General features: G+C 65.5%; 21 protein-coding genes. 3 read left to right on the plus strand and 18 right to left on the minus strand.

The window, feature by feature from the left end:
• Positions 1-3: 3 nt before the first annotated feature.
• From NCS28_RS28870 to NCS28_RS28930, 13 genes are all read right to left on the minus strand, one after another.
• Positions 4-1,185: a beta-ketoacyl-[acyl-carrier-protein] synthase family protein gene (locus NCS28_RS28870; protein WP_250517196.1), complete on the minus strand. Its 1,182-nt coding sequence runs from the start codon at positions 1,183-1,185 to the stop codon at positions 4-6.
• Positions 1,182-3,581, minus strand: a complete 2,400-nt coding sequence (locus tag NCS28_RS28875) for an MMPL family transporter (protein ID WP_250517197.1) — start codon at positions 3,579-3,581, stop codon at positions 1,182-1,184. Before NCS28_RS28875 ends, NCS28_RS28870 begins: the two co-directional genes overlap by 4 nt.
• Positions 3,578-4,213 (minus strand): outer membrane lipoprotein carrier protein LolA, encoded by a 636-nt coding sequence (locus tag NCS28_RS28880; RefSeq protein WP_250517198.1) that lies wholly within the window; start codon positions 4,211-4,213, stop codon positions 3,578-3,580. The genes NCS28_RS28875 and NCS28_RS28880 overlap by 4 nt, the downstream gene beginning before the upstream one ends.
• Positions 4,201-4,638, minus strand: coding sequence for an acyl-CoA thioesterase (locus NCS28_RS28885; RefSeq protein ID WP_250517199.1), 438 nt, complete (start codon positions 4,636-4,638; stop codon positions 4,201-4,203). Before NCS28_RS28885 ends, NCS28_RS28880 begins: the two co-directional genes overlap by 13 nt.
• Positions 4,638-6,209: an HAL/PAL/TAL family ammonia-lyase gene (locus NCS28_RS28890; protein WP_250517200.1), complete on the minus strand. Its 1,572-nt coding sequence runs from the start codon at positions 6,207-6,209 to the stop codon at positions 4,638-4,640. Before NCS28_RS28890 ends, NCS28_RS28885 begins: the two co-directional genes overlap by 1 nt.
• Complete coding sequence (locus tag NCS28_RS28895) at positions 6,196-7,947, minus strand: glycosyltransferase family 2 protein (protein WP_250517201.1); 1,752 nt, start codon at positions 7,945-7,947, stop codon at positions 6,196-6,198. The genes NCS28_RS28890 and NCS28_RS28895 overlap by 14 nt, the downstream gene beginning before the upstream one ends.
• Positions 7,944-9,647: an ApeI family dehydratase gene (locus tag NCS28_RS28900; RefSeq protein ID WP_250517202.1), complete on the minus strand. Its 1,704-nt coding sequence runs from the start codon at positions 9,645-9,647 to the stop codon at positions 7,944-7,946. Before NCS28_RS28900 ends, NCS28_RS28895 begins: the two co-directional genes overlap by 4 nt.
• Positions 9,644-10,294, minus strand: coding sequence for a COG4648 family protein (locus NCS28_RS28905; RefSeq protein ID WP_250517203.1), 651 nt, complete (start codon positions 10,292-10,294; stop codon positions 9,644-9,646). Before NCS28_RS28905 ends, NCS28_RS28900 begins: the two co-directional genes overlap by 4 nt.
• The gene (locus NCS28_RS28910; protein WP_181291158.1) at positions 10,291-10,542 is read right to left on the minus strand and encodes an acyl carrier protein; all 252 of its coding nucleotides are present in this window, start codon (positions 10,540-10,542) and stop codon (positions 10,291-10,293) included. The genes NCS28_RS28905 and NCS28_RS28910 overlap by 4 nt, the downstream gene beginning before the upstream one ends.
• A 2-nt stretch (positions 10,543-10,544) precedes the next feature.
• Positions 10,545-10,844, minus strand: a complete 300-nt coding sequence (locus tag NCS28_RS28915) for a phosphopantetheine-binding protein (RefSeq protein ID WP_250517204.1) — start codon at positions 10,842-10,844, stop codon at positions 10,545-10,547.
• Positions 10,825-11,616, minus strand: coding sequence for a lysophospholipid acyltransferase family protein (locus tag NCS28_RS28920; RefSeq protein ID WP_250517205.1), 792 nt, complete (start codon positions 11,614-11,616; stop codon positions 10,825-10,827). The genes NCS28_RS28915 and NCS28_RS28920 overlap by 20 nt, the downstream gene beginning before the upstream one ends.
• Positions 11,603-12,289 carry a beta-ketoacyl synthase chain length factor gene (locus NCS28_RS28925; protein ID WP_250517206.1) on the minus strand — a complete coding sequence of 229 codons (687 nt, stop codon included), beginning with the start codon at positions 12,287-12,289 and terminating at the stop codon, positions 11,603-11,605. Before NCS28_RS28925 ends, NCS28_RS28920 begins: the two co-directional genes overlap by 14 nt.
• A 451-nt stretch (positions 12,290-12,740) precedes the next feature.
• Positions 12,741-13,058 carry a hypothetical protein gene (locus NCS28_RS28930; RefSeq protein ID WP_250517207.1) on the minus strand — a complete coding sequence of 106 codons (318 nt, stop codon included), beginning with the start codon at positions 13,056-13,058 and terminating at the stop codon, positions 12,741-12,743.
• A gap of 203 nt (positions 13,059-13,261) precedes the next feature.
• On the opposite strand from NCS28_RS28930, the gene NCS28_RS28935 reads away from it, so the two are divergent.
• Positions 13,262-13,522, plus strand: a complete 261-nt coding sequence (locus NCS28_RS28935) for a hypothetical protein (RefSeq protein WP_250517208.1) — start codon at positions 13,262-13,264, stop codon at positions 13,520-13,522.
• A gap of 102 nt (positions 13,523-13,624) precedes the next feature.
• Here NCS28_RS28935 and NCS28_RS28940 read toward each other — a convergent pair whose 3' ends face one another.
• The 5 genes from NCS28_RS28940 to NCS28_RS28960 all read right to left on the minus strand — a co-directional run bounded on the left by NCS28_RS28940 (position 13,625) and on the right by NCS28_RS28960 (position 19,317).
• Positions 13,625-14,761, minus strand: coding sequence for a porin (locus NCS28_RS28940; RefSeq protein ID WP_250517209.1), 1,137 nt, complete (start codon positions 14,759-14,761; stop codon positions 13,625-13,627).
• 57 nt (positions 14,762-14,818) lie between these two features.
• Positions 14,819-16,339, minus strand: a complete 1,521-nt coding sequence (locus tag NCS28_RS28945; protein WP_250517210.1) for a purine-cytosine permease family protein — start codon at positions 16,337-16,339, stop codon at positions 14,819-14,821.
• 154 nt (positions 16,340-16,493) lie between these two features.
• Complete coding sequence (locus tag NCS28_RS28950) at positions 16,494-17,447, minus strand: LysR family transcriptional regulator (protein ID WP_250517211.1); 954 nt, start codon at positions 17,445-17,447, stop codon at positions 16,494-16,496.
• 15 nt (positions 17,448-17,462) lie between these two features.
• Positions 17,463-18,812: an NAD(P)/FAD-dependent oxidoreductase gene (locus tag NCS28_RS28955; RefSeq protein WP_250517246.1), complete on the minus strand. Its 1,350-nt coding sequence runs from the start codon at positions 18,810-18,812 to the stop codon at positions 17,463-17,465.
• Between the two features lie 157 nt (positions 18,813-18,969).
• Entirely contained in the window at positions 18,970-19,317 is a 348-nt protein-coding gene (locus tag NCS28_RS28960; protein WP_250517212.1) for a cupin domain-containing protein, read from the minus strand.
• A 201-nt stretch (positions 19,318-19,518) separates the two neighbouring features.
• On the opposite strand from NCS28_RS28960, the gene NCS28_RS28965 reads away from it, so the two are divergent.
• Positions 19,519-20,364: a LuxR C-terminal-related transcriptional regulator gene (locus NCS28_RS28965; RefSeq protein ID WP_250517213.1), complete on the plus strand. Its 846-nt coding sequence runs from the start codon at positions 19,519-19,521 to the stop codon at positions 20,362-20,364.
• 111 nt (positions 20,365-20,475) lie between these two features.
• Positions 20,476-21,441: an agmatinase gene (gene speB, locus NCS28_RS28970; protein ID WP_250517214.1), complete on the plus strand. Its 966-nt coding sequence runs from the start codon at positions 20,476-20,478 to the stop codon at positions 21,439-21,441.

A 21,441-nucleotide genomic window follows, 5' to 3' on the forward strand; every position in this document is an offset into this window, starting at 1 on the left:
TCGTCAACCCGCGAGAACCAGGCTGACATTGCTGCCGCCGAATGCGAACGAATTGCTCATTGCGTATCGCGTGCCCGACGGCGCGAGGCGGCGCTGCGTCTCGACGAGATCGAGAACGGGCAGCGCGGCATCGGCTTCGCCGTCCCAGCGATGCAGCGGCAAGCTCACATCGTCGCGCGCGAGCGTGAGCCACGCGAAGCCCAGCTCCGTCGCGCCCGCCGCGCCGAGCAGATGGCCCGTGAACGGCTTGGTGCCGCTTGCGGGCACGCCGCCCGGAAACACGCGCGCCATCAGATGCGCTTCCATTTCGTCGTTCTTGCGCGTGGCCGTCGCGTGCATGTTCACGTAGCCGATGCCGCCCGCCGTCACGCCGGCATCCGCGAGCGCCGCGCGCAGCGCCATTTCGCCGGCGACGCCTTTCGGATCGGGTGCCGATACGTGATACGCATCGCTCGATTCGCCCACGCCGGCGAGACGCACGGCGCTCTCGTCGCGCGTCATCAGGAACATGGCCGCGCCTTCGCCGACATTGATGCCGTTGCGGTTGCGGCTCATCGGATTGGTGCGCGCGGCGCTCACCGAATCGAGCGATGCGAAGCCCTGCACGGTGAGCTCGCACAGCGTATCGACGCCGCCGACGATCAGCGCATCGCACAGATTCAGTTGCAGCAGGCGGCGCGCCGCTGCGAACGCCTTCGCGCTCGACGTGCACGCGGTCGATATCGTGAACGCCGGGCCTTGCACGTTCAACGCGGCCGCCGCGAACGGCGCGGCGGTGCCGATTTCCATTTGGCCGTAGTCGAAGCTCGCCGGCAGCGCGCCCGTCTTCGTGCGATGCGCGAATGCCTCTTCCGCCGCGCCGACGCCCGACGTGCTCGTGCCGAGCACCACGCCGATGCGCGCGGAGCCGTAGCGTTCGCGCGCCGCTTCGATCTCCGGACGAATGAGTTCGAGCGCCGCGAGCAGCAGGCGGTTGTTGCGGCAATCGAAGCGGGCGAGCGATTCAGGCGGCGCGATGTCGAGCGGCGCGAGCACGCGTCCGACGAACGCGTCGCCGTTTTTCATGAGCATCGGTCCCATGCCCGGCGATCGCGATGCGGCGAGCGCGGATGCGATCGCATCGGTGTCGTCGCCGAGTGCGTTGATCATGCCGAGCGCATTCAAATAGACGGGCGGCAGCGTCATGCGTGGTTTCTCCTATCGGTTGGCATGCCCATCGGCGCGAGCAGCACCGACACCAGAATGCCGAGCGTCAGCGTGACGCCGAAGCTCCTGAGCGCGGGCATCGCGCTCATGCCGAGCATGCCGAACGACAGCAGCGTCGTCGCCGCCGACAGCAGCACGCCCGTCCAGACCGCGCCGATATCCGCGCCGTCGCGCATGCATCCTTCGCGCAGGAACACCGCGTAATTCGCGCCGACGCCGAGCACCAGCATCAGCGCGAGGCAGTTGAACAGAGTGAGCGGCACGCGCGCATAGCCGAACGCCGCGAGCGTCACGCCGATGGCGAGCAGCACGGGCAGGATCGTCGCGATGCCGCCGCACACGCGATAGCGCGCACACATCAGCACGAGCACGAGCAGCAGCGCGCCGCCGAGCCATAAGGCGCTGTCGACGCGATATTCGCCGAACAGCTTCGACACGCTCGCGGCTTTGTCGACGAACGCGACGCCTTCGGTCGCGCGCGCGGTCTCGATCAGCGCGGGCAGATTCTGCGGCGTGACGCGGCGCGGCATCACGATGGCCGCGTAGCCGCGCTGACCGTGCGCATCGACCGCGCCGAGCCACAAATGCGCGAACGGCTTCGACCAGTTCGCCGCGAGCCAGCGCTCGACCGAGAGCGGCGGCGTGTCCGTGCGCGCGAACGAGGCGATCCACGCGTCGGCGATCTCGTCGCGGAAACCCGCTTGCAGCAGCATCTCGCGCAAGGCGGCGGGATGAGCGAAGACGCGTCGATCGAGCAGCGCGCGATCCTCGGCCTGACGCCGCGCCGACGGCACGAACTGCGTGGCCGCGCGCCAGCCGTCCACCGACTGCGCGCCCGGCAGCGCATCGAGCTTCGCGCCGAGCGCTTCCGCGCGCTGCAACACGAGTTCCTGCGTGGCGCCTTGCACCACGAAAAACTGCGCGGTGTTGTCGATGCCGACCGCGTCGCGCACCTGATTCTCCTGCGCGACGAGCACGGGATCGCGCTGGATCAGCAGATGGATGTCGTCGTCGCTCTCGAGCATCGTCCAGCCAGGTGCGCACACGGCGGCGAGCACGATGGCGACGGCCCACACGCGCCTGGCACCGATCGCGCGCTGCCAGCGGGCGAGTAGCACGGCCGCGCGCGCGAAGAGACGCCGCTGCGTGGCCTTCGGTCCCTTCGGCAACATGGCGGGCAGCAGCGACATGACGGACGCGAACGCGACGCAGATGCCCGTCATCGCGAAACAGGCGATCTGCTTGAGCGCGGGAAACGGCGCCCACGCGAGGATCGCATAGCCGAGCAGACTGGTGGCGAGCGCCACCGAAAGCGCGGGCCGCACCGAACGCGCGCCCTGCTTCGCGTCCCAGTCGCGCGGCGCGCCGAGATAGACGACGAAGTATTGAATCGAATAATCGACGGCCTCGCCGATCAGACTCGCGCCGAACACGAGCGTCAGCAGATGCAGCTTGCCGAACACGGCCATCGTGACGGCGAGCGCGCCGCCGACGCCGAGCGCCGTCGACAGAAATCCGAGCAGCAGGAGACGCGGCGAGCGAAACACCCACAGCATCAAGAGCGCGATGCCGCATGCGGACGCGATGCCGATCAGATGCACCTCGCGTTCCGATGCGCGCCGCGCCGACTCCGCGTAGAACACGGCGCCCGCCCGCGCGACCGACGCATCGGGCCAGGCCGGCCGCAACGACGCCTCCGCCCGCGACGCCGCCGACAGCACCGCGCGCTGCACGCGCGATTCGTACGCCGAGCCGTTCAGCGTCGTGACGACGAGCACGCTGGTCACGTCGCCGCGATGCGCGACGAGCATGTTGTCTTCGAGATCGAGATTCGATGTCGCGAGCGGCAGGTCGGAGAGCCAGCGTTCGAGCCAGCCGAACGGATCGACGGCGAGCTGCGTCGCGAGCGGACCGCGCACGGGGTTGTAGAGGCGCTGCATCAGCGCGTCGTGCAGCGATGCCGCGCCGCCGGCCGCGTGCGTGAGCGCGTCGCGATCGTCGCGCGTCAGCAGGCCGAAGCGATGAGGCATGTAGAGCGCCCCGATCTGCGCGATATCGAAGGGCGGCAATTCCGCCGTCACCGATGCGAACGCGCCGCTTTGTTTCAGCGCCGCGCCGAACTGGCGGGCGGCGGCTTTCGCGCGCTCCGCGTCCCGGCTCGACACGAGGAACACCGTGCGGTCGCCGAGCGCGCCCGCGAGTTGATCGACGGCTTTTTCGGCAACGGGATTCGCCTCCGTCGCGGGCAAGAGCGCGAGCAGGTTCGTCTCCAGCGGCGACGGCCCGGAAAAACGATGCACGCAATACAGCGCCACGACGAGCGCGAACGCGAACCAGACGGCGCGGACGCGCCACAGCGAAGGCGTCGGTCTCACGGCATGCCCAGCAATGCGCGCTCGGCGGACGACAGATCGTCGGCGGCTTCGCTCTTCGTGAACTCGATGCGCGTGACGTCGCCGTTGGCGAGATCGATCCGCAGGCTGCGAAGATACGCGCCGCCCGTCATGTGCAGGCCCTTGATCGCTTGCGCGAGCTGCGGCTGATTCGGCTTGAGGCTTAGCGTCCAGTCCGACGGCGAGCCCTGTGCATCGACATCGAATTGCGAGTACAACGCGGACATATCGCCGCCGAGCATCGCGCGCATCATCTTCGATACTTGCGCGACGCCGCGCATGCCTTGCGCGCTTTTCGTGCGGATGCGGCTGCCGTTCGCATCGATTTCGGCGACGCCCGCATCGGTGATGACGTAGGTCGTCGAATAAGGCGTGTCCACGCGCCAGATCACGCCGCGATCGCGCTGAAACACGAGCATGCCCGTGCTGACGAGCGGTTGCTTCATCGCGGAGAGCGTCTGCGTCTGCGTGAATTGCGCGCGCACGCCCTTCATCTGCGCGAGGCGGGCCGTCACTTGCGAGACGAGCGCCGTGTTGCCGCTCGCGGCCTGCGCGGACGTTGCGGCAAGCAGCAGCGCGATGAGCGCCGCGCGGAACATCTTTAACGCGCCCATACGCGCTCCAGCTTTTCGAACACGACCGGCGGCGACAGGAACTGCAATTCCTGCGTGGCCGCATCGACGGCGACCTGGATCGTGTAACCCTTCGTCAGACGCTGGCCCGTTTCGCAATCGACGAGTTCATAGCCGATCTTCAGCCGATTCTCGTATTCGAGCAGTTCGGCGCGCACTTCGATGCGCTGTCCGTAAGTCGCGGGACGCACGTATTTCAGATGCGCCTCGACGACCGGCCACACGTAACCCGACGCCTGCATCTCGCGATAGTCGTAGTCGAACGCGCGTTGCAGCGCCGAGCGGCCCGCCTCGAAATACTTGAGATAGTGGCCGTGCCAGCACACGTTCATCGCATCGACATCGTGAAACGGCACTTCGACGATCGCGCTCGCCTTGAGCGTGCGCGCCGGCATGACATCGGCCATCACGCGTCCTCCGCGTGCGCATCGACGAGCGCGCACGCCGCGATGCGTGCCGTCAGCGCGCGCAGATCGCGTTCGAGCGCGCGGTCTTCGTCGACGAACGGCGACACCGACGCGATCGCCGCCGCGAATTCGCGCAACGGCGCGGGCACCGGCGTCTTCGGATCGATGCGCAAGCGCAGATTCAGCGCCTGCACGGCGGCGAGCGTATGCGCGGCCGCGACCTGCTCCGTCAGTTCGAGCACGCGCAGGCAGTCGCGCGCCGCGATCGTGCCCATGCTGACCTTGTCCTGGTTGTGCGCCTCCGTCGAGCGCGAGAACACGCTTGCGGGCATCGTGTGCTTGAGCGCCTCGGCGGTCCACGCCGACGCTGATATCTGCACGGCCTTGAAGCCGTGATTGATCGGCGCGCGTGCGGGCGTCGCGCCCGTCAGATTGCGCGGCAGGCCGTTGTTGAACTTGTCGTCGACGATCAAGGCGAGCTGGCGATCCATCAGGTCCGCGAGATTGGCGACGGCCGTCTTGAGCGCATCCATCGCGAACGCGATATGGCCGCCGTAGAAGTTGCCGCCGTGCAGCACGCGCTCGGCGTCCGGGTCGATCAGCGGATTGTCGTTCGCGCTGTTCAGCTCGTTTTCGATGTCGCGGCGCATCCACGTGAGCGCGTCGGCCGCCACGCCGATCACGTGCGGCGCGCAGCGTATCGAATAGCGATCCTGCAAGCGATGGCCCGGCGTGTCGTCGCGGCCCGCGAGATCGGCGCGGATCCATGCGGCGGCTTCGGCCTGTCCCGCATGCGGTTTCACCGCGAAGATCGTCGCGTCGAAGTGCGCGGCGCGGCCGTCGAGCGCGAGCGTCGAGAGCGCCGTGAGGCGCGCTGCCAGACGCGTCAGATGACGCGCGCGCGCGAATGCGAGACACGCGAGGCCGGTCATCACCGCCGTGCCGTTCATCAGCGCGAGCCCTTCCTTCGGCGCGAGCGTGAGCGGCTCGATGCCGAGCGCGGACCATACGCCGGAGGCATCGCGCAAGTCGCCGTCGAACAACACGTCGCGTTCGCCGACGAGCGCCGCCGCCACATACGACAGCGGCGTCAGATCGCCGCTCGCGCCGACCGAGCCTTCCGACGGAATGCGCGGCAACACGCGATGGTTGATGAGGTCCGCGAGGCGTTCGAGCAGCACGAGACGCACGCCGGAAAACCCATACGCGAGCGAGTTGAGCCGCGCGGCGATCACGGCGAGCGTGGCTTCGTCGTCCAGATACGCGCCCATGCCGCAGCCGTGATAGCGCGTGAGTTGCAGCGGCAGCGCTTCGACGAGTGCCATAGGCACATCGACAACGCATGCGTCGCCGTAACCGGTGTTCACGCCGTACACGGTCTTGCCCGCCGCGAGATGGCGGCGCAGGAAGTCCGCGCCGCGCTCGATGCGCGCGCGCCAGGCGGGATCGCGATTCAGCGCGACCGGCGTGCGGCGCGTGGCGATCGACACGACTTCTTCGATCGTCAGCCGCCGGCCGCCGAAAGTCACCGTCTGCGCGCGCAGGCCGTCGATCAGATCATGCTCGGACATCGTTTCCTCCGGGTGCCGCGGCTTCCGTCATCGTTTTGCCGGGGCGCGCCCAGAAATCGAAAAAGTTGAACCATTGATAGGGCGCCTTGCGGCAATAGTGTTCGAGACGCGACGCGTAGCGCTGCGCCCACGCCGCGATGTGCTGCGCGCGCTCGCGGCGCGGCAACGCGATGCGCTCCGCGAACGGCTCGAAATACAGCCGATGCCGCCCGTCATGCTCTTTCAGGCAGAAGAACAGATACACGGGACAGCCGAGCGCATGCGCGAGCACGTACGGACCTTGCGCGAACGGCGCGCTCGCGCCGAGAAAGCGCGCGTACGTCGTGCGGCCCGAATCGTGCGCGGGCACGCGATCGCCGACGATCACGAGCAGCTCGCCCGCGTCGATGCGCGCCTTCATCATCATCGCGGTCTCGGGGCCGAAGTCGCTCACCTGCACGAGGCGGCTGGCGAAGTCGCCGTTCGCCGCCGAGAGCACGCTGTTGAAGCGCTTCGCGTGCTCCGTATAGACGATGGCCGTCACCCTCGCGCGGCCGTTGCGCACCGCGAGCGCGCGTGACATTTCCAGATTGCCGAGATGCGCGCCGATCACGAGCGCGCCGCGCCCGCTTTCGATGAGCGTTTCGAACGCGGCGGGATCGTCGAAGATCACGTCGTCTTCGGCGATGCGGCCGGACCACGCGGCGAGCTTGTCCAGCCCCGACTGCGCGAACGCGAGCATCTGCCGATACGCGGAACGCCAGCCGGGGCGCGGCGTGCGCTCGCCCGTCGCGGCGTGCTCCAGATGTGCGAAATAGCGATGCGACGCGTCGCGCGCATCGCGTCCCGTCATCAGAAAGTAGCCGACGATCGGATGCAGCCACAGCCCCGTGAAGCGCACGCCGAACAGACGGCAACTGAGCGAGAGCAGCGCCATGCCGAGCCGGCTGCCGCGCTCCGCGACGCGCCACCAGCCCGCGTCGACACGTTCGGCGGTGGCCGCTTTACGCGGCAGCGCCTTGTGCGCGAGCAGCATCGGCGAACGCAGCAGCATGCCGCACACGAGCCGCGTGTGGCTCGCGCTGATGCGCACGTTGTCCCACAGCACGTCGAAGTGCGAGACGCCGTCGGTCGCGTAGGTGACGCGCGTCGGCACGGTGCGAAACGCGAGCCGCCGCCAGTGCAGACGCACGAGAATTTCGATGTCGAAGTCCATGCGCGTGCCGATGCGCACGCTGTCGATCAGCGCGCAGACCGCATCGAGCGGATACAGGCGAAAGCCGCACATCGAATCGCGGATCGTGAACGACAACGTTTCGATCCACACCCAGACGTGCGTCACGTAGCGGCCGTAGAGACGCGACTTCGGCACGCTTTCATCGTAGACGGGACGCCCGAGGATCACCGCGCCCGGCTCGGCGCGCGCGGCCTCGACGAAGCACGGCACGTCGTTCGCGTCGTGCTGGCCGTCGGCGTCTATCTGCAACGCATGCGTGTAGCCCGCGCGCCGCGCCGCGCGCAGACCCGCCATCACGGCCGCGCCCTTGCCGCCGTTGACGGGCAGGCGCAGCAGCGTCATCTGCTCGCCATACTCCGCGGCGAGTTGCGCGAGGACCGCTTGCGTGGCGGCGTCGCTGCCATCGTCGACGACGAACATCGGCAAGCCGTGCACGCAGAGGCGCGCGACCGTGCCGCCGATCGCGTCCTTGTGGTTGTAGATCGGAATGACGATGCACGTCCGCATGTTCGCGCCGCTCATGCGCGCTCCCGATATACGACCACGCCCGACGAACAGTCGCGCCCGTTCAGCCGATACGCGAAGCGCACGCGGCGGCGCGCGGCATCGTGCGCGAGTTCGAGGTCGAGCACCGCGCCGGGCGGCACGGGCGCCGTGAACTTGAGACGATCGATCGATGCCGTATCGCGCGTGCGCCCGACGTGCTCCGACGCGAGCCGGATCGCCCAATCGACCTGCACCACGCCGGGCAGGATCGGCAGATCCGGGAAGTGGCCGCCGAAGTGAACCAGCGTGGGCGGCACGCGCAGCTCGTAACGCAGGCTGTCGCCGTCGCGTGCTTCGGAGAGCACTTCGAAGCCTTCGGCACGCGCGCCGAACGCCGCCGTGACCGCCGCGACCGGCAGTTTGCCGCGCACGTCGAAAGGCAGCGCGATGCGAAAGCGCCAGCGGCGCGGCAGCAGCACGACATCGAAATACGCGGCGAGATGACGGCGCAGCGACTTCGCGAGCGCGACACGTCCTTCGTCGCGCAACGCGGCACTGCCTGCATCGCTCAACGCGACGACTGCGCCCACGCGCTCCCGCGACGCGCCCGCGAGCGGCACGACGCACGCCTGCGTCACATACGGATGCAGCGCGAGCCGCGCTTCCATCTCGGGCAGCGACACGCGCTTGCCGTCGAGCTTGATCACGCGATCGAGGCGGCCTTGCAGGCGAAAACGGCCGTCGTCGTCGAGGAGAATCGCGTCGTCGGTGCGATGCCAGTCGCCATGGCCCAAATGCGGCGAGCGCACTTCGAGCGCGCCGTCATCCGCGCGACGTACATCGACGCCATCGAGCGGTCGCCATGCCGACGTTTCGTTCTGCCTGCGCCACGCGATGCCGCCGGTTTCCGTGCTGCCGTAAATCTCGACGGGCGCATCGCCGAACACGTTCGCGTAGTCGTGCGCCGCGTCCGCCGCGAGCGGCCCGCCCGACGAAAAGAACACACGCGGCGCGGGCGTCAGTTCCGCAAAGCCGGCGAGCGCGGCCCAGCGCACGAGTTGCGCCGGCGACGACACCATCACGCTCGCGCCGCAATGATCGATGCGAGACTGCACTTGCTTCGGTTCCACGCACAACGCGCGATCGAAAGCGCGTCCCGCGGCGAGCGGCCACATCACGCGGAACAAGAGCCCGTAGATATGCCGATGCGGCACGCTCGCGAGCATCGTCGCGTCGCCGACGAGCGCGCCCCACTCGCGTTCGAGCGTGCGCGCTTCGGCGTCGAATTGCGCGAGCGTCTTGTGGATCGGCTTGGGCGTGCCGCTGCTGCCCGACGTGTAGAGCGTGAGCGGTGCATGCGGGTCGATCGGCATGGACGGCGCAGCGGGCCTCCACGTTTGCGTTGCGGCCAGCGCGCGGACGTCGTCGTCCGTCAGCATGGCGTCGTACGCGTGGGCGAGATCGGCGAGATAGCCGTGCGCCGAACTCGCGGGAATCACCGGCTCCTTGCCGCATGCGAACAGCGCGAAAAGCGCGCAGGCGAAGTCCAACGGATCGTCGATGCACAACGCATAGCGCCGCTCGTTCTGCTCGCGCAGCCACCAGGCGAGCGTGGCCGTGCGCGCGACAAAAGCCGCATGCGTGACGATGTGGTTAGCGGTGTCGGCGCGGTCGTCGCGGCAGACGGGCGTCAGCGCATCGCGGTTCGCGCACAGCAAGTCGTGCAACGCGATCATGCCGCCTCCGCCCGCCGCGCGCGCGGCAGGATCACGAGATAGCGCCACACGATCTCGCCCGCGATCAACACGCCGACGAGCGCATACGAGATCGCGCCGTTGTAGAGCGACCATGCCTCGCGCGGCCAATGCAGCGCGGTGTAAAGCGAGAACAGACCGTTCGCCATGAAGAACGCGCACCAGATTTGCGTGACGCGGCGCGTATGGCGCACGGCCGCTTCGCTCAGATCAGGCGTGCCGATGCGCGCGAATTTCTCGATCATCGACGGACCGCGCACGAGCGTCGCACCGAATGCGATCAGCAAGCCGAGGTTCACGAGCGACGGATAGATATGCAGCAGGCGTTCGCTGTCGGTCCACACGATCGCGGCGGACGCGAAGCTCAGCATGAACGCCACGGTCCAGTCCACGCGCGTGAGCCTGCGCAGCGACATGCCGACCACGCCCGTGCCGATGCAGCGTTGCAGCCAGATCAGCGCGAACAGCAGGCAACCGGCGTAGCGCGGCGCGTCCCACACCCACGCCGCCAGAATGACGGCGGGATAGGCGAGCTTGAGCACGACGTTCAGCACGAAAGCGGCCCGGCCGCGCGCCTTTGCATCGACGGCTTGCGCGTCCGGCGCACGCGCGATCGGCGGCTGGATCATTCCTGTTCGACGAGCAGCGATCCGACGGCGGCGACCACGTCCGCGACGGTGCGCACCGACTTGAACTCTTCGGGCTTGATGCGGCGGCCCGTCATTTCCTGGAGCTTGATCGCAAGATCGACGGCGTCGATGCTGTCCAGATCGAGCTCTTCATACAGATGCGCTTCGGGCGTCACGCGCTCGGGCGCGATCGCGAAGTTCTCTTCGAAGATGGCGCGGATGCGCTCAAGGATCTCGTTATCGGTCACGGTCATTCCCCTTCTTTCGTAGTGCCGTCCGCAACATGCGCGAGCTCGCGCTGGCTCGCCACCAGCGCGACGAGCGTGTTGATCGAACGGAAATGCTCTCGCGTGCGCTCGTCGTTGGACGCGATGTTCAGTTGATAGTGTTCGCGCAACACGATGCCGATTTCGAGCGCGTCGATCGAATCGAGACCTACGCCGTCGGTTTCGAAGAGAGGCGCATCGTCGTCGATGTCGGCGGGCTGCATGTCTTCGAGATCGAGGGCCTCGATCAGAAGCCTTTTGATTTCAAGCTTTAAAGAATCCATAGTCGATCAGATGCCGGGTAATGTGGGCCTGGATCGCGCTCGTCACCGTGCGTGCGGCGAGCGCGGGCGGCTCGTCGTGCGCGGCGAGCTCGGCGGCGCTCAGGGCGTCGAGCACGTTCACTTGCATGTGGAAGGCGCGCTCGGGCACGTCGTGCCAGCGCATGTCTTTCGTGAATGCGGGCGGATTGCAGTCCATCAGCACGGGAAGGATCGGCGCGCCGGATTGCAGCGCCATGTGCGCGAAACCGCGTGAGAACGCATGCAGCCGGTTGCGTGTGGGGCTGCGCGTGCCTTCGGGAAAGATGATCATGGTGTAGCCGCGCGTGAGTTGCCGCGCGCCCGCTTCGACGAGTTCGACAGGGTCCGCGTTGCTCACGTATTCCGCGGCGCGCATCACGCCCCAGAAGAACGGATTGCTCCAGTGCGCGCTCTTCACGACGCAGCATGCGCGCGGCGTCAGGGACAAAAGCACCATCACGTCGAGCCATGTCGGGTGATTGGCCACGACGATGGCCGCGCGCTGCGTGCTGCGCTTCAATGCGCGAGCGCCGCGCACGTCGAGCTTCATCACGCCGACGCGCACGAGCACGGCGACGAGCGCACGAAAGAACGTGTGAATGACCGCGACGATGATGCGCTGCTTCGAATCGCGATGCGGCCAGATCGATGCGAGCGGAAACAGGATCAGCGAAAAGCCGAGCCCGCAGACGCCGAACGCCGCGAATGCGAGCGCCGTCGCGACGAGGCGCCAGTGGTAGTCAAGCGCCTTCATGCCAGCACCATTGCCAGGCGAATGCCTTGCCTTGCCATTCGCCCGAGGTCCGCGTGTCGAGGCAGTGCTGCACGGCCGCGATCTGCGACGCGAATGATGTATTGCTACCGTCATCGAGTGCGCTGCGTGCGCATTCCAGGCGACCGGTTTGCGCGGATGCATCGAGCAGGATCGCGAGCGCGCCGCCTTGCACTTCGTCTTCGACAGGACCGTATGTGGCATCGGCGGGTTCGTCGGCGAAGACGAGCAGCACCGGAGTCGATGCGACCGTCGCGTATTGCGCATACGCTTCGAGCAGCGCGTAGCCGAGGCTCTCATTGCCCGCCGAAAGCGCGCTGGCCGCGGTGCGGTCGCCGCGCACGATGCCGAGGATGCCGGTCATCGTATTGAGCACGGAAAGACTGAACGATGTGGGCGATACGGTCTTGCCCGCGTCGATGGTGTGCAGGATGTCGGTCGTGCGGCGCAGTTCGCCGTGACGCGATGCGAATACCAGACGCACGGCGGGCACATGCGCGCCGCAGTCGTGTGCGACCTTCAACGCGGCTCGCGACAACGTGCTGAGCCGGCGCCGCGTCAACGGCTCGATGAAGCCAAGGTCGGGAGCGGCGGATTCGGCGGCAGGCCAGAAGGACCAGCGAGCAACCGGAATGGTCCAGTGGAAATCGGGCATGTCGGTGTTCGCGTTGGGAAACGTGGTACTCAGGCTCGGACGACCGACGGCCGCACGAGTGGATGCGCTCCATCCGACGGCAAAGCCGCCCGGTACCTATCTAATGATTAGTTTTCTTGCGAGCAAGTTAACGGCGCGCCGCAAGAATAATTTAGAGTGCGACGGTAAAAACGCCGGAATGCTCGTTGGTCTTTTTTTGGCTCGGCGCGATTCTACCGAGCATCAAGCGTGAAAACATCAAATTTGGTTGCTTCGGATGGGTTCGTCTCATTGCCGCGACAGGGCAATTGCACGCGAGTGTGCAGGGATGCGGGGGGAGATCGGTGGATCCAGGGACGCGCGTCATTGTGACGAGCCTGACAGGTTCGCGCCATCGACCTGACGGAACTGAAACGCTCATCGGTCTCCGTGGTGGAGACCGTATGAGCGCATGTTGTCATTTTTACAGCCGTTACTGAGCGGCCGGCGACTTCACGCTCGGCGTTGCCAGCGTGTTATTGCTCGTGCTCGGCGCGGTGGTTGCCGGCGTCGAATTGCTATTGCTGCTCGGCAAACCCGAGTTCGGCGCTCTGGTTCCCATGCCGCTGTCCGAGTTGGTCATGCCCGGCGTGCCGTAGCCGCCCGTTGCACCGTTCACCTGATTCGACGGGCTGGCCGTGCTGCCTGCCGAGCCGGCGCCGTTCGAGCCTCCGGCGCTCTGTGCATAAGCGCCCGCCGACAGCGTGAGTGCGGCCACCGCCGCGATAAGTGTGCTGGTTGCCTTGCTCATGTTCCGTCCCTCCTTAGTCGGGCTGAAGTATGGACGCAGACGAATATCGCCTGCTTGAGCAAGAGCGTCGCAATCAGCGTGCCGGGTCGTTAACCGCTCAATACATTCGGCGCTTTCATTCCGCTTCAGAAGCGATAACGCCGCGCCGATAACAAAGTATGGACACCTGTGATCGCAACATCGTTGGTGCATTCGAGCTTCGAATGATCGATGCCGACATTGCCCACATTCGACTCGCCGTCGAAGCGGTTCTGCACGCTTCGAATTCGGCGCTTCCGTTGTTGTATTGGCGTCGACGTCTGGAGCAGTTGTTGCGAAGCCGTCACCTGCTTCACCACCAGTTTTCGGCGGTAACCGACCTGCTCGCGAGGATCGAAAAGATCACCGAAGCGGATTCAGGCGATACGTCGGAGTCACTCGAACGCGGACACGGCTCGTCAATCACGCGCGCCATCGGCAGATAACTTCACGGCTTTCGCAGCGTCACGAGCATCAATTCCATAGGCACCTCGCTTATCCAGAGAAACTGGATTGTAACGGTGCATAGACGCTTGCACGTGCGAGGATCAGAACGCGTGCGTCATGCCGATTCGCGCGACCATCTGATGCGAATTCGACGATGGGCTCGCCGCGCCCGGAATGAACGCCGTATCCAGCGACGTGCCCGTATTGCCGCCGCTCACCTTCTGATAAACCAGTTGCGTATAGACGCCGGTGCGCTTCGACAAGAAGTATTGGGCCATCACGCCGATCTGATTCCAGTGCAGCGAGCTATCGAGAACGCCATGCTTGAGATGCGCCATCGTGTACGTGTACATGCCCGCAATCGATAAGTCCGCTTGAATGTCGTACTTCGCGTTGAATTCGATGTTATCGAAACGCAGACTCGCGCTATTCGCGCCGAGATCGCCGAGATAAAGCGACGACACCGGCTGTTGCACGTTCACATGCGTATAGACGAGACCCAGCGTCGCCGGTCCTGCGCCATAACTTGCGCCGATACCATAGATCTTATGGTTCGCTGCGACGAAACTCGCTTCGTCGGAAGCCACAGCGCCGGTCGATGTCGTTCCTGGCGCCGACAGGTCTTCATAAACGGCGCCGATCGTGAAGGTCGCATAGCTGTACTTCAGCCCGGCGCTGACCATGCGATTGCCCGCGAACGCGCCTGCCTGATTGCCGAATCCGTACAGCGCGGTCGCCGATACGCCGCCGTATTCGCTGCTCGTGAACTTGACCGAGTTATTCGCGTGAAACGTGGCGTCGGTATTGTCGTTATCGAGCGGATGCGAAAACAGATAGCCGCCCCAGTAACCGTTCGCCGTCATGAGGCCGATGGTATCGGTGATCGAATCGAACTGACGCCCGAACGTGAGCGTCCCGAGCGTATCCGATTGCAGCCCGACATACGATTGATAACCGAATAGCCGACCGCTGTAATAAGCGGCGCCATTGTCGAGCATGAAGCCGCTTTCCAGATCGAAGATCGCATGCAGGCCGTCGCCCAGATCTTCGCTTCCTTTCAGGCCCCAGCGGCTTGTCACTACATCGACGCTCGATGTCTGCCATGCCTTGTTTCCACCTGCGTTGCTCGTCAAGTTGATGCCTTCGTCCAGCACGCCGAACAACGTCACCGTGCTTTGCGCATGTGCCGCAACGGACGCGAACAGCATTGCAACCGCGAGGGCCATCTTCGATTTCATGCTGCTTGTCTCCAGCGTTTTAATCATTGATTTGAGTTCGATGTCTTTGCAGCAGCGTCATTCGGCCTGTTCGCGATTCCCCGCAAGATCGCGCACACGCGCCACACCGACGAGGCGTCGTCCTTGCGGACCGTGAACGGCATCGGGTTCGGGAAAGCGCCACAGCATCGTCAGATAGAGCACAGCGCCCACGGCGAACGACACCGGCACGCTGAGATCGCAGCCGCCCGCGAGCGCGCCCAGCGGCCCCACGAACTGCCCCGGCAGATTCACGAACGCGAGACCGATGAACGCCGCCGGCAGCCACGCGCCCATCGCGCGCCAGTTCCAGCCATGCGTGAACCAGTAGTGGCCGCCGCGCCCGCCGCGATTGAACACTTGCAGATCGTCCGCGAGATAGAAGCCGCCGCGCTGCACGAAGCCGATCACCATGATCGCCATCCACGGGCAACTGAACGTGCAGATGAGCGTCGAGAACGTCGCCACGCTTTCCACGAGATTGAACGCGAAGCGGCCCACGAAAATGAAGCCGATGGCGAGCGTTCCGATCAGCGTCGTCGCGCGCACGCGATTGAGGTACTTCGGGAACATGCTCGACATGTCGAGGCCCGTGCCGTAAAGCGCGGTCGTGCCCGTCGACATGCCGCCGATGATCGCGATGAGACACATCGGCAGCAGAAACCAGCGGGGCGACACCGCGAGCAGACCGCCCACGTAATCGTTCGAGCCGATGTAGCTCGGCGCGTTCGTCGCAATGATCGTCGCGGTCGCGAGGCCGAAGAAGAACGGCACGAACGTCGCGATCTGCGCGGCGAACACGGCGCCCATCACGCGATGACGCGGCGTCGATCGCGGAATGTAGCGCGCCCAGTCGCCAAGCGTAGATGCAAACGATACGGGATTGCTGAGCGCCACGAGCGCCGCGCCGATGAACGCGGCCCAGAAGCCCGCGCCGCCATGATGCAGCGTGCCCGCGTAGTGCATGTCGAAAGCCTTCGCGAACGCGAACGCGCCGAGCACGAACATGAGGCTCGCCGCCCACACCGCGATCTTGTTCACCCACAGCATGAAGCGAAATCCGTAAATGCACACGATCAACACGAGCACGGCGAACACCATGTACGCGGTGCCGAGCGTCCAGGGATTGACGGGCAGGCCCACCATGTCGTGCGCGCCGCCGACGAGCGCATCGCCCGAACTCCACACCGCGAGCGAGAAGAACGCGACCGAGGTCAACAGCGCGAGAAACGAACCGACGATACGGCCATGAATGCCGAAGTGCGCGCCCGACGACACCGGATCGCTCGTGCCGTTGCGCGGCCCGAACAGGCTCATCGGCGCGAGAATGCAGGTGCCCGCGAGCACGCCGAGCACGATGGCCCAAAGGCTCGCCTCGAACGAAAGCCCCACGAGAATCGGAAAGCTGCCGAGCACCGAGGTCGAAAAGGTGTTGCAGCCGCCGAACAGCAGGCGGAACAGATCGATCGGCCGCGCGTATCGCGAAGCGTCGGGAATGCGTTCGAAACCGAATGTTTCTACTTGCGTGATGCTGGTGTTATCACTCGCGTTGTCTGCCATGTTGTCTCGCTCCTTTGAGGCGTCGTCCGGTGCTTCGCTTCATTGCACCCGCTGACGCACTATCGTTATCGGCGGTCATTCTGCTGCACTCGAATGCGCGGCCTATTGCGTAGTCAAAACCTTCACATCACGTACGGCCAATGTTCGGCCGCGCTCACATCTGCACTGCGTGTTCAGGTTGATCCATGAGAGATTCGCGCTCGCTTGCCCGCATGCCATAGACGTCGAGAAGGTCTTCACAGAAGGCTCGTACGATCGGTTTGTCGGCCATGCCGCGTTTCATCGCGAGATGCAGCGGCACGTCGAAGCCGAAAGCGCTGCGCCCGAGCACGCGGATCAGGCCGCGCTGCTCGAACGGTTCAGCGTGATGCGTGGGCAGATAGCCGATATGGCTGCCCGAAAGAATCAGCACCGTGGCCGCGTCGATGTTGTCCGCAATCGCCGTCACCCGGCGCTCGCCAATGCTCGCGAGTTCTTCGGGCACCGGATAGCTGCGCCAAATCCAGTCGTGCGCGCGCAGATCGTCGAACGTCACGTGCGGATCGGCATGAAAGAGCGGATGCCCGCGCCCGCAACAAATCACTTGCCGCTCGCTGAAGAGCCGCCTGTACGACAGCCCCGCGACGCGATGCCAGAAGTAGCCGATCGCGATATCGAGCTGCTGATTCACGAGGCTTTCTTCGAGCTCCTGCGGCGGCGCCACGTGCATCGCGAAGCGCACGGCCTGATCGCGCTTGCGAAATGTGCCGATGGCTTCGGCGAGCCGCGTGTTCTCGACGTGCGATGCCTGCCCGATCAAACCGATCGACAACGTGCCGACGAGCTTGCGATCGATATCGCGCACCTGCGCAACGAATTGCGATGTCGCCGCGATCAGCGCACGCGCCGATGCCACGAAACGCTCGCCTTTCGACGTGAGCCGAAAGCCGCCGCGCCCGCGTTCGCAGAGCCGGAAGCCCATGCGCGCTTCGAGTGCGGAGAGTTGCGAGCTGATGGTCGACTGGCGCACGCCGAGCGTCGCTTCGGCGGCGGTGATGCCGCGCGCGTCGACCACTGCAAGAAAGACGCGCACGAGGCGAAGGTCGAGATCGGAGGTATTGGAGAACATAGGGTTACGCCGCGCTCACATCGGGAAGCCCATCGCCTTGATGCCCTTGATCCACGCGCGCTTCCAGCCGCCTTCGGCATCGGCGCCGTCGAACGCATGGAAAGTCACCTTGGCGGCCAGCCATCGCACCGGCTCGGGCGGGATGTATGTCGGACTCTGATTGGCGATGTCGAGCGCGCGCTCGGGGCTGTCGCGATCGAAGAGGATGTTCAGGCCCATGAACGCGCCGAAGCGGCTCGCGGCCACGCCGAAACCTGTATAGCCCGCGACGAACACGGCCTTGTCGCCGAGATAGCGTTTTGCAAACACCGAACCGCGCGAGCAATAGTCGATCGGGCCGCCCCACGCGTGCGAAAAGCGCACATCGCTCAATTGCGGAAAGGTCGTGTAGAACGCTTGCGCGAGACGGTAGTACGTGTCGCGCTTCTGGTCGCGCGGCGGATTCGGATCGCCATCGAAGTGATAGCTCACCAGGCCGCCGAAGATGATGTTGTTGTTCTTCGTGAGGCGGAAATAGTTAAGCTGCGTGCGCGTGTCGTAGATGCCCTGACGCTGCTTCCAGCCGATGCGCGACAGTTGTTCGTCGGTGAGCGGCTCGGTCGCGAGCACGTGATCGCGCACCTGCAAGACGCGCCGGTTGATATCCGGAATGCCCACTTTCGCGGTCCCGCTGCCGAACAACACGCGCGTCGCACGCACGCTGCCTTCGGGAGTTTTAACGAAGACGCTCGCGCCTTCATCGGTCACGCCGGTCAGCGGACTGTGTTCGTAGAGGCGCACGCCGAGTTCGAGCGCCGCGCGCTTGAGGCCCCACGCGAGCTTGGCCGGATGCACGATGCCGCTGCGATTGCGCGACCAGAGCGCGCCCGCGAACAAGGGGGAATCGAGTTGTTCGCGCGTGGCCGCTGCGTCGAGCAGCACGACGTCGTGGCCATACGATTTATGCAGATCGTGATCGGCGCGCAGATGATCGACATGATCGGGATCGACGGCCACCGTCATCTCGCCGTTCCATTCGATGTCGGCGTCGATGCCGTAGCGCTCGAGTGTCGCCTCGAAGCCGTCGAGATTGCGCTGGCCGAACGCTTCGAGCTGCGCGATATCGTCCGGGAACACGCGCACGGCGTTGGGCAGGCCGTGCATCACCGAAGTCGAGATGATGCCGCCCGCGCGCCCCGATGCGCCATGCGCGACGCGGCCCGCTTCGATCAGCACGACATCGAGCTCGGGCATCTGTTCCTTCGCCTGCACCGCGGCCCACAGACCGGTGAAGCCGCCGCCGACGATCAGCAGATCGGCGCGCGTATCGGTCGCAAGTGCCGGTTCGGCGGGCGGCTCGGCGGGATTGTCGAGCCAGTAAGGCATGAGGCGCGTGCGGGCCAGCGCTTCCTGGACGGTCAATTCGGCAGACGTGCGACGCACGCCGCGCGGCGCCTCGTGCGCGGGCGTGGCGATGTCCGCTTCGAAAAGTTGCGCGCTTTCGTTCATGACGTGTCTCCTCCTCGGGCGCGGCGCGCGACGGTTATTGCTGCGGTTCGAGCACGACGTAGAACTTCTTCGCGTCCTCGATGGTTTCCCAGCGGCCCGCGAAACCTGCGGGCAGCAGATAGCCCTGCCCCGCCGCGAATTCCTTGCGGCCGCCGTTCACGTCGGTCAGCGCGACCTTGCCTTCGACGAGCCACACCGCTTCGTCGGCGGTCGTCGCGGGGAAATCGACGGCGCCGGCCTTGCCTTCCCAGAAGCCGATCACGTAGTTGCCGCTTCGGCCTTCGGCCGCGCGCCAGTCGCTTTCATCCATGCCGTAGTCGAGCCTCGTGAACTGCCCAATGCCCTCGCCCAGCGGTGCGATGTCCTGAATCAGCTTGCTCATATGCGTCCTCGGTTGCGTCGGTTTTCATTGAATCGGTGCGCCAAAGTTACCGATTCACGACGCCCTGGTATGCCCCCCCGCAGGGGGGACAAGCCGCGTTTAGCGAGGCACGGGTAAATACCTAGATGTGCAGAAAACCCCTTCTGGCAAGGGCTATAACGCATGGTCTACAATCGGAGGGACTCTTCTTCGCGGCGCGCCATGCTGCTCAACGTACCTTCGCTCAATCACGATCAAGCCGAGTTCCCGCTCTCGTTCAAGACGCTTGGCAAAGTCATCGAAGCTGTCGGCACACCGGATTTCGTGCCGCGTCTCACGCTGCTTCTCAATGAAGTCGTGCCGCTCAATGTCGTGCATATCGAGCGCTCGCGCGTGGACCGCAGCAAGCCCACGGGCTTTCGCTGCGAGTGGATCGGCAGCAGCGGCGTGGGCATGGACACGGGCGTGATTGCCGAAGTGATGACGCTCTACTACGACCGCTTCTACGACAGCGATCCGCTCTTCGCCGGCATTCGCGGCAAGATCGGCACGCTGCTCGTGGTGCGCGATATCGGCGCAATACCGCCGGGCGAATTTCGTCAGCGACTCTTCGACGAAGCGCTCATCGCGCATGAATGCGTGCTCGCACGCGGCACGCCTCACGCGCAGGACTCCATCGCGCTCGAACGTGCGCTCGACGCGCCGCCGTTCACGCTCGCCGAGATGAACCGCTTTCGCAACGTGAGCGAATTCCTGTTTCCGCTGCTGGAATTGCACGCATCGACGAGCGCGGCGAAACGCGTCGCGCATCCCACGTCGTTCCTGCATCCGCTCGCGCAATTCGACGCGCGCATCGCCGCCGACGACGTGCGCCTGTCCAAACGCGAATACGAAATCTGCACGCATCTCATCACGGGCCGCACGGTGCCCGAGGCTGCGGAGATCATCGGCGTGCGCATCGGCACCGCGGAATCGTATGTGAAGCGCGCGTTCGCGAAGCTCGGCGTGCGCACCAAGCGCGACCTGATCGCGTGGGGGCAGGCTTGTCCGCGTCTCGCGGCCACCTGAAGCCCCGCTCACATCGAATCGGCTCGATGTGAACATTTCGACTTCGTGATTTGCGCGGCCGTCTCGTCGCCTAACATCGCCCCGTCCATACAACGATGACGGGAGATGCCGATGCAGCGCGAACTCAACCAGCCGCTCGGCGGCAACGACATGCCGCGTTTCGGCGGCATCGCGACCATGATGCGGTTGCCGCAAGCGGCCAGCACCGAAGGCCTCGACGCGTGTTTCGTCGGCGTGCCGCTCGATATCGGCACGTCGAACCGTTCGGGCGCGCGCTTCGGGCCGCGCCAGATCCGCACGGAATCCGTGCTGCTGCGCCCGTACAACATGGCGACGCGCGCCGCGCCCTTCGATTCGCTGCAGGTGGCCGATATCGGCGACGTCGCCACCAATCCCTATGACTTGAAGGATTCGATCCGCTTGATCGAATCGGCCTACGACGCGATCGTCGCGAACGGCTGCCGTCCGATCACGCTCGGCGGCGATCACACGATCGCGTGGCCGATCCTGCGCGCGTTGCACAAGAAGTACGGGAAGGTTGCCGTGGTGCATGTCGATGCGCACGCCGACGTCAACGACACGATGTTCGGCGAAAAGATCGCGCACGGCACGCCGTTTCGCCGCGCGGTGGAAGACGGTCTGCTTCAGTGCGACAAGGTCACGCAAATCGGCCTGCGCGGCACCGGCTATCACGCCGACGACTTCGACTGGTGCCGCGATCAGGGTTTCACCGTCGTGCAGGCGGAAGCCTGCTGGAACCGGTCGCTCGCGCCGCTCATGGAAGAAGTGCGCGCGCGCGTGGGCGACACACCCGTCTATCTGAGTTTCGATGTCGACGGGCTCGATCCCGCGTTCGCGCCCGGCACCGGCACGCCCGAAGTGGGCGGCCTGACCGTGCAGCAAGGCCTCGAAATCGTGCGCGGCATGAAGGGGCTCAACGTCGTGGGTGCGGATCTCGTCGAGGTATCGCCGCCTTACGATCAGGCCGGCACGACCGCACTCGTCGGCGCCAATCTCGCGTTCGAAATGCTCTGCGTGATGCCGGGCGTCGCCTATCGGTCCAACACGCGAGGATGA

The organism is Caballeronia sp. INDeC2, from assembly GCF_023631325.1.
Lineage (GTDB): Bacteria > Pseudomonadota > Gammaproteobacteria > Burkholderiales > Burkholderiaceae > Caballeronia.